This is a genomic window from Microcystis sp. BLCC-F209 (genome assembly GCF_041928595.1).
Taxonomy (GTDB): Bacteria; Cyanobacteriota; Cyanobacteriia; order Cyanobacteriales; family Microcystaceae; genus Microcystis.
The window spans coordinates 1-2,888 of sequence record NZ_JBHFLL010000034.1 but is presented as its reverse complement, the minus strand read 5'-3'; the positions used below and the strand labels follow the sequence as shown (position 1 = coordinate 2,888).

Sequence of the window (2,888 nt, the reverse complement as noted above, 5' to 3'; positions counted from 1 at the left end):
GCTTGACTTAATGGCAATTCTTCAGGAGCAATGTTATCAATTTCATCTACTCCCCAAAGTGGGTAACTTCCATAATCTGCCCAAAGTTTGATTCTGATTGCCATAACTATCATTCCTGAATAAGTTTATTAATTAATCGAGTTGGAGTTGGATTAGCACTCACTAAGTAACCATTATGACTAATTTCTAGAGAAACATACTGAATAATTCCATTGATTTCTACTTGATAAATTATGCGACTTTTTCCTTGTATGCCAATAATTTTCCCCTCACTAATAGCTGTTACAATTAAATCGGGAATTTGTTCTTCAGTAATACCTCTCTGGAGAAAATCTTCTCGATGATTTTCTAGAATATGCAGCAATCCAGAACCTTTGTCACCTGCTTTTCCAGTTTCTAGAAAAACAATTTTCCCGCTAGGATCTTGAGTAATTATGATAATATTTTCTGGGGTATGTTTGATTGCTGCTTTTTTAAGTTCAGCAATCAGGAGTTTTTTCTGATCGTTGTTCGGATTCGACCTCATTGCCGATTATAGCTCAAGATTGCGTAAGTTGATCTAGTTTACTCATCCCTCAATTATACAATAAAACCCCCTCAAGATTGATTGAAGGGGGCATTTATGGTATTTTTAGAGGCAATTTAGCCTATTTTTGTGGTTTCTTTTTCAGTGGATTGAGAGGGTTTTAGTTGGCGTTTGAGGGTTGAAGCTGCGCCGAGGGTGCCGAGGGCGAGGAGGCTGAGGATGGAGGAGGGTTCGGGAACAGAGGTAGAGGTAGTGTTGCCTAAATTGTAACGAAAAGACGCGCCAGACAAGGCGGTATTAGCATCGCCTGCGCTAGGATAAGCAGGGCTACTGGCAGTGACAAACTCAAAAGGAGTAAAGCCAATATTGCTGACGTTGCCACCCGCAGGAAGCTGCCCACCTTCACCATAGGCATCGCCACTTTTATCCAGGCCGTATGCAATTACCGAGTAATCGCCCGGTGCTAAATAGATGGCGTTGGTAAGGGATTTAAAGCGAAAGGAACTTTCTAGTGAAGCACCAGTGCCGCTGGCGATATTGACCGAACCGCCGGTGATGGCTGAGACATTGGCGTTCGCTGCCCCTGCACCTGAGTTGATTTTAAACAGGGTTACATCATGTGACTCTACCAAGCCATCCCCGTCCAAGTCGAAAACGCCCAAGTCTATGACAGTGATGCCCGACCCGGTGACGGTAAATTGGCGACCGATATTAAGCGTACCAGCGACTATCCCCTGAGTTGCTCCAACACCGCCATAGGAGACTATAGCAGCCTGTGCAGTCCCAGTTACCGCCAGACTGATAAGTATTGCGCCCCCTCCCACGGAGTTTTTGACAAGTTTTGCCAATGTCATGGCTAAATTCCTCTTAAAAAATGTATTTTGGTGTGAAAAACCAGACACGATAATACACAATCCCCCCCCCACAACTGTATTAAAAGCTACAATTTAATAAATCTTTATATTTCTCTCCCTAGCTTAGGGGTTGACAGAGCAGGGAGTTTCAGGTGTTTTCCGCTGTTTTACCCCTTCTCAGACGAACTATCCTCTTCCTTGAGTTATTGTGGCGCGGTCTGTCGGATTCGTCTTTGCGTTCACCTCTGTCTCGAAGTTGTTGAAGCGGATTGGCTCTCTTATTCTTTGTGTGATAAGTTTAACTTATATAGGGCTTGCTGAAAAAGTCGCTCAAAGAATTATGCTATTGAGTGCCAATAATTTGTCGTTCAACTGATAAGTTTTACTTGAGTAAAATCACTTTTAACATAATTTTTATCAAAGTGCTGGCGGCATCCTAGTTCTTTTGTTCGCCAAAAAAGCCCAAAAAACTGCCGAAGCAGTCGGGAAAGATTGACAACCAAAAAGGTAAGAGCAATGGACGTTTCTGAAGTTTCAGGTAGTTTTGTCATGCACAGATTTAAACCAAATCTTCTCTTAGCTTGTCCGAATTTCCCTTCTATTGCATTGCGAAAACTCTTGTCCTCTTGAGCTTGTTTTTTTAGTTCAGCGCTTCGATTCTTCGGTGGTCTTCCCAATGGTAATCCACTTAATCTTATCCCTCTTTCCTTACACCATGCCAAGTTTTCTCTGGTTCGATAAATTTTATCGACATGAACGGATTGCTGGCTAACAACCATAAGTCTCTTTAAAGTTTTCTACTTGCGCTTTCAAATCTTGAGATTCATTAAAGTTTTCCCAAGACAAACGGTGTAAAAATACATAATTATCTACACAAGACACCGAGAGCTTTGCCCCAAATTCCGTCGGTTTTCCGGCTTTGCCTCTGACGATAGGACGTACATGAGGTTGACTTAAACTGACGATTCTCTGGTCAACCCTTGTTTTTTTCTCTGACCACATCTCCCGTTGTTGACGAGAGACTTCTTCAATGACTAATAGCAGTTTATATTGTCTTTTACTCAAACAAGTTAACGAGGCTCCTAATTCAATTAGTTGGTCTATATAACCTAAGTTTCTTTGAATATATCCCAGTTGTTGACCAATAGCTTTCCGTCTTTTTTTTTGAGAGAGACGACGTTTCTTAGCGACTTTTAAATAGTTCTTTCTCGCTATTTTTCGGGAAGTTATTGGTTTCTTATTTAGCTTTTCTTTGACTTCCTGATAGAGACAATCTAGGATTTTTTCCGTTCCTTGACGAGCTTGATTTAATAAGCTTTTACGCATCTAAGTTATATTGACAGCATTACCCTTATTTTTAAGTTTTCTACTCCATTTAATAATCAATCCCCCTTCATTTAAAAGCTGATTGACTACTTTTTCCAGTTCTTCTTTATTTTCAAATTCTCGATTAGCTATGTATTCTTTAGCGGAATGCCACACTAATTCTATTAGGTTGTAATCTGGAC

The 2,888-nt window shown here is 40.8% G+C and carries 2 protein-coding genes and 2 pseudogenes; all 4 read right to left on the bottom strand.

Features of this window, described 5'->3' with window-relative positions:
• Window positions 1-109: 109 nt before the first annotated feature.
• Window positions 110-526 carry a hypothetical protein gene (locus ACE1AQ_RS02780; RefSeq protein WP_002759905.1) on the bottom strand — a complete coding sequence of 139 codons (417 nt, stop codon included), beginning with the start codon at window positions 524-526 and terminating at the stop codon, window positions 110-112.
• 116 nt (window positions 527-642) lie between these two features.
• Complete coding sequence (locus tag ACE1AQ_RS02775) at window positions 643-1,380, bottom strand: PEP-CTERM sorting domain-containing protein (RefSeq protein ID WP_008199849.1); 738 nt, start codon at window positions 1,378-1,380, stop codon at window positions 643-645.
• A 368-nt stretch (window positions 1,381-1,748) separates the two neighbouring features.
• Window positions 1,749-2,694, bottom strand: a pseudogene (locus ACE1AQ_RS02770) (transposase); the annotation flags it as partial.
• 12 nt (window positions 2,695-2,706) lie between these two features.
• Window positions 2,707-2,888 (bottom strand): annotated as a pseudogene (locus tag ACE1AQ_RS02765) (IS630 family transposase); the annotation flags it as partial.